Origin of the sequence: Streptomyces albus subsp. chlorinus (genome assembly GCF_013302895.1) — a bacterium.
Classification (GTDB): domain Bacteria; phylum Actinomycetota; class Actinomycetes; order Streptomycetales; family Streptomycetaceae; genus Streptomyces; species Streptomyces chlorinus.
In genome coordinates this window covers 6,214,455-6,219,729 of the sequence record NZ_VJOK01000001.1, presented here as the reverse complement: position 1 = coordinate 6,219,729, position 5,275 = coordinate 6,214,455, and the positions used below count along the sequence as shown (strand labels likewise).

Annotated in this window: 5 protein-coding genes; all 5 read right to left on the bottom strand. The window is 75.3% G+C overall.

The window, feature by feature from the left end:
* Positions 1–48 precede the first annotated feature (48 nt).
* Positions 49–1,443, bottom strand: a complete 1,395-nt coding sequence (locus FM076_RS26970; protein ID WP_173873485.1) for an alkaline phosphatase family protein — start codon at positions 1,441–1,443, stop codon at positions 49–51.
* The gene (eboE, locus tag FM076_RS26965; protein WP_173873484.1) at positions 1,440–2,621 is read right to left on the bottom strand and encodes a metabolite traffic protein EboE; all 1,182 of its coding nucleotides are present in this window, start codon (positions 2,619–2,621) and stop codon (positions 1,440–1,442) included. The genes FM076_RS26970 and eboE overlap by 4 nt, the downstream gene beginning before the upstream one ends.
* A gap of 12 nt (positions 2,622–2,633) precedes the next feature.
* Entirely contained in the window at positions 2,634–3,509 is an 876-nt protein-coding gene (locus FM076_RS26960; protein ID WP_173873483.1) for a TatD family hydrolase, read from the bottom strand.
* 30 nt (positions 3,510–3,539) lie between these two features.
* Positions 3,540–4,394: an EboA domain-containing protein gene (locus FM076_RS26955; protein WP_173873482.1), complete on the bottom strand. Its 855-nt coding sequence runs from the start codon at positions 4,392–4,394 to the stop codon at positions 3,540–3,542.
* Positions 4,388–5,275 (bottom strand): sugar phosphate isomerase/epimerase family protein (locus FM076_RS26950; protein ID WP_173873481.1); only part of this gene is annotated, 888 nt, incomplete at its 5' end. The genes FM076_RS26955 and FM076_RS26950, both read right to left, overlap by 7 nt.

Sequence of the window (5,275 nt, the reverse complement as noted above, 5' to 3'; positions counted from 1 at the left end):
GCAGCGTGCGGTCGAGTTCGGGGTGCTGGGGGTGTGCGGGTCCGCACGTCATGAGGCATCTCCCAGTGCGAGGTCGAGAAGCAGGCGCTTCACATCGGTGGCGGGGAAGGGCGTCCCGTCCGCCGCGGCGCCGAGCGCGCCGGGGCGGGAGCACAGCAGGACGGGGCCGTCCTCGGTGCGCTCCGGCAGGCGGCCGTGGCTGCCGCGGACCGGGGACGGGTCGAGGGGGACGACGGCCATGCGGTAGCGCATGCCGGTCTTCTTGCGGGCCAGCGCGGCGGCGGCCCGCAGCTTGACGTAGGGGTCGTGCGGGTCCATGAACAGCTCGGCCGGGTCGTAGCCGGGTTTGCGGTGGATCTCCACCAGCCGCGCGAAGTCGGGGGCGCGGCGGTCGTCGAGCCAGTAGTAGTACGTGAACCAGGCGTCGGGTGCGGCGAGCGCGACCAGTTCGCCGGAGCGCGGGTGGTCGAGGCCGGCCTCCTTCTTGCCCGTCTCGTCCAGCAACCGCTCCAGGCCCGGCAGTCCGGTGAGCGCCTCGCGTGCGGCGGGCAGGTCGGCCGGGTCGCGGACGTAGACATGGGCCAGCTGGTGGTCGGCGACGGCGAAGGCGCGGGACGTCCACGGGTCGAGGTACTCCATGCCGTCCTGGGTGTGCACCTCCAGCAGTCCGGCGCGGCGCAGGGCGCGGTTGATGTCCACGTGGCGGCGAACCCGGGTGATGCCGTACTCGGAGAGCACCACGACGGTGCGGCCCTCCGCCCGCGCGTCGGCCAGCAGCGGGGCGAGGGCGGCGTCCACGTCGGCGGCGGCCCGGTGCGCGCGGGGGTCGTCGGGCCCGTACCGCTGGAGGTCGTAGTCGAGGTGGGGTACGTAGGCCAGGGCCAGGTCGGGGCGGCGGGTGCGCAGCAGGTGGCGGGTGGCGCCGATGATCCACTCCGACGAGGTGAGGTCCGCGCCGGGGCCCCAGAAGGTGAACAGCGGGAAGTCGCCCAGCGCGGCCACGAGTTCGTCGTGCAGGTCCGGCGGGCGGGTGTAGCAGTCGGGTTCCTTGCGCCCGTCGGCGTAGTAGACGGGGCGCGGGGTGACGGTCCAGTCCACGTCGGCGCCCATCGCGTACCACCAGCAGATGTTCGCCACCGTGTAGCCGGGCTGCCGCGCGCGGGCCGCGTGCCACAGCTTCTCGCCGCCCACCAGCGCGTTGTGCTGGCGCCACAGCAGGACGTCGCCGAGTTCGCGGAAGTACCAGCCGTTGGCGACGATGCCGTGCCCGGAGGGGAGGTCGCCGGTCAGGAAGGTGGACTGGGCGGCGCAGGTGACGGCGGGCAGCACGGTGTGCAGCGGCGCCCGGGAGCCGCCTTCGGCCAGTGCCCGCAGGTTCGGCGTGTGGGCCAGCAGCGCGGGGGTGAGCCCGACGACGTCGAGGACCAGCAGGGGTTCCGTCACGGCAGCTCCTTGAGGCCGAGGTCGATGAGCAGGTCGCGGGTCCAGGACAGTTCGGCGGCGAGTCCGTCCGCGAGCTGGGCGCGGGTGGTGGGGCGCAGCGACGGCGGCAGGGCCTGCCAGGTGTAGGTCTCCACCTCCAGGTGGCGGGTGAGCGGTGCCGGTCCGCCGACCAGGTGGCCCAGCGTCTCGCGGAGCACCGGGGTGGTGGCCGCCAGCGGCGGGGCGAGGGGCGTGTGCAGCGGGACGTGGAAGTGGGACCGCCACGGGCCGCCGGTGGGCAGCGCTCCGGGGGCGAGGGCCCGGTCGAGGTCGTCGGTGCCGCGCAGGGCGCCGGCGGGTGTGAGGGTGCGGGTCTGGTGCAGGAAGCGCGGCTCGGCGAACTCGGCGAGCGCGGAGCGCACCTCGGGCCGCTCCGGCTGCTCGGCGTGCAGCGCGGCCGACAGCTGCGACTTGACGACGGACAGTCCGGCGCCGGTCAGCCGGGCCACGGCCGCGGCGGGGTCCTCGAACGCGGTGGCCAGGTGGCAGGTGTCCAGGCAGACTCCGATGCGGTGCGCGGGCGGCGCGTCCTCGCCCGTCAGCGCCGCGACGGCGTCCGCGGTGGTCTCGACGGTGCAGCCCGGCTCGGGTTCCAGGCCGACGCGGACGGAGCGGCCGGTCAGCTCCTCCAGCGCGTCCAGCCGCGCGGCCAGGGTGTGCAGGCGGCTCAGGGCGCGGCGCCGGGCCTCGGCGCCGAAGCCGGTGCGCCAGGCGAGCGGCAGGGTGGAGACGCTGCCCTCGCGCACATCCTCGGGAAGCAGCGCGGCCAGCAGCCGGGCGAGGTCGGTGGTGTGGTCCAGGCGCGCGTCGTCACTCCAGTCGGGCCGGTAGACGCGGTACTTGACGTGCTCGTCACCGAACCCCTGGTAGGGGAAGCCGTTGAGGGTGACGACCTCCAGCCCCGCCCGGTCCAGCCCGCCGCGCAGCCGCCGTACGGCCGCCGGGTCGTCGGTGAGGGCGCGGGCGGCGTCGCGGGCCAGCCACAGGCCGATGCCGAGCCGGTCCCGGTGGAGTCTGCGCCGCACGGGCTCGGCGTACTCGGTCAACTGGCGCAGGACGCCGTCCAGTTGCTCGGCCGCGTGGACGTTGGTGCAGTAGGCGAGGTGGACGGTCGATCCGTCGGGGTGCCGGAATCGCATGGTGCGCCGCCCTCACTCTCCGCCGCGGAGGATCGAGTTGCCCGCGAACAGCCGCTCGCCCGCGGGTACGGCGTCGAGGCGCAGCCGTCCGCTCTGGCCGTAGAAGGCGACCGGGTTGCGCCACAGCACCCGGTCCACGTCGTCCTCGTCGAACCCGGCGGCCAGCATCGCCTCGGCCACGTGCCGGGTCTTGAGCGGATCGCTCCTGCCCCAGTCCGCCGCCGAGTTGACCAGCACCCGCTCGGTGCCGTGCACCCGCAGGATGCGGACCATCCGGTCGGGGTCCATCTTGGTGTCCGGGTAGATGGAGAAGCCGAGCCAACAGCCGCTGTCCGCGGCCGGCCCCACCGTCGTCTCGTTCAGGTGGTCGAGCACGACCCGCTCGGGCGGCAGCTTCGACTCGCGCAGCACATCGAGGGTGCGGGCGAGACCCGCCGCCTTGTCGCGGTGCGGGGTGTGCACGAGCGCGGGCAGCTCATGGACGAGGGCCAGCTCCAGCTGGGCCGCCAGCGCCGTGTCCTCGGCCGGGGTCATCGAGTCGTAGCCGATCTCGCCGACGGCCACCACCCCGTCCTTGAGGAGGTAGCGCGGCAGCTCCTCCAGCACCGGGGTGCAGCGCGGGTCGTTGGCCTCCTTCGGGTTGAGCGCGAGCGTGCAGTGGTGGACGATGCCGTACTGGGCGGCGCGGAACGGCTCCCAGCCCAGCAGCGAGTCGAAGTAGTCGTAGAACGTGGCCGGCGAGGTGCGCGGCTGACCGAGCCAGAAGGACGGCTCCACCAGGGCGCGCACCCCCGCCTGGTACATCGCGGCGTAGTCGTCGGTGGTGCGGGACGTCATGTGGATGTGCGGGTCGAAGATGCGCGGGATGCTGCGGGACTGCGTCGGCATGGGGCGTCACGCTCCTCGCTGTGGCGGTGGCTACGACTCCGGTGACCGCGGCTGCGGCGACTGCGACCGCGGCTGCGGTGACCGCGGCGACTGCGGCGGGGACTCCGGCGGCCTCGGCTGCGACCGCGACTGCGACCGCCGGTGCGGCGCGGCGGGCGGAGGGTGGCCCGACGGGTCGGGGACGGACGGGTCGGGGCCGGGGCGGTGGGGGCCGGGCGGGTGCGGGGTGTCCCGCGACTCCTCGAACCGGGCCAGGCGCAGCACGTACGCCAGGTCCTCGGGAACCGTGCGGCCGGCCGCGGTCCGCTCCCGGGCGTAGTCCTCCAGCATCCGGGCCAGCTCGTCATCCCCCGCCGCCCGGTGTTCGAGCCCCGCGACGGCGGCCGTCGGCACCCCGGTGAACAGGCACTTGAGCACGCCCTGCCGCCACTGGTGCGCGTCCAGGTGCGCGGCGGCGTACGGCCCCAGCGCGGCGGCGACCAGCCGGGTGTCGTTGGTCCGCAGCGCGTCCTCCACCAGGGAGAGCGCGCGTGCGGTCCGAGGCGGCGGGTCCAGATGCGGAAGGGCGAGGAGCACGGCCCGCCGCTCGTCGGCCGATCCTTTCCCGTAGAGGCGGACGAGGGCGTCGGTACCGGGTGCCGCCGCGTGCAGGATGAGCACGCGGGCGGCGTCGACCGGATCGGGAGCGCCGCCCTCCGTGTGCGGTGCCGGGCCGCACCGGCGGCCCGCCGTGACGAAGTGCAGCTCCCAGCGGGGCAGCCCGGCCGGCCCGGCGGGCTCGGTGACGTCGGTCGCCTCCGAGAGTGCCTGACGCAGCCACGCGCGCCCCTCCGGCTTCAGCCGCCGCTCCAGGCCGGCACGGAGCGAGGCGAGTGGACTCAGCATCGGACACCCCCACGTCCCGTGGCGGGGGCCGCCGCCAGGAGCGCGGTGGCCGCCGTCTCCGCCGTGGTCAGGAAGTCGAAGGCCGACGCGGCGCGTTCGGGGCCCGCGTGCGAGTGGCGCGGCAGCTCGACGGTGAGCAGGCCGCCGTAACCCGCCTCCCGCAGCGCCGCCAGCACGGGCGGGAAGTCGATCTCCCCCTCGCCGAACGGCAGGTGCTCGTGGACACCGCGCCGCATGTCCTCGATCTGGACGTGCCGCAGCCAGGGCGCCGCGGCGCGGACGCACGCGGCGGGCGGCTCCGGCTCCAGGCACTGGCAGTGCCCGATGTCCAGGGTCACTCCCAGCATGTCGGGGCCGCCCAGCGCGGTGCGCAGCCGGTGGAACCCCGCCAGGTCCTCCAGCAGGTGGCCCGGCTCCGGCTCGATCGCGACCGGGACGCCCGCCGCGCCGGCCGCGTCCAGCACCGACCCGACACCGTCCGCCAGCCGCGCCCAGGCCGCTTCCGGCGGTGTGCCGGGAGGCAGCCGCCCACTGAAGCAGTGCACCGCGTGCGCCCCCAGATCGGCGGCGACGCGTACCGCCTTGAGCAGCAGATCCGTCCGCGCGGCACGGGCGTCCGCCGCCGGGTCCAGCAAGGTGGGGTGGTGTTTGCGGCGCGGATCGAGCACATAGCGCGCCCCCGTCTCGACGGTGACGGCCAGCCCGTGCCGCTCCAGCACCCGGGCAACCCGCGCTGTGCGGGCCGCCAGGCCGGGGGCGAGCGGATCGAGGTGCATGTGGTCGAGCGTCAGCCCCACGCCCGCGTAGCCGAGGTCGGCGAGGAGGGCGAGCGCGTCCTCCAGCCGCAGGTCGGCCAGGCCGTTGGTGCCGTAGGCGTAGCG

What these genes read in the sequence shown, in the direction of transcription:
- eboE (WP_173873484.1), bottom strand. Translation starts at nt 2,621, where the DNA reads ATGCGATTCCGGCACCCCGACGGATCGACCGTCCACCTCGCCTACTGC.
- FM076_RS26955 (WP_173873482.1), bottom strand. Translation starts at nt 4,394, where the DNA reads ATGCTGAGTCCACTCGCCTCGCTCCGTGCCGGCCTGGAGCGGCGGCTG.
- FM076_RS26960 (WP_173873483.1), bottom strand. Translation starts at nt 3,509, where the DNA reads ATGCCGACGCAGTCCCGCAGCATCCCGCGCATCTTCGACCCGCACATC.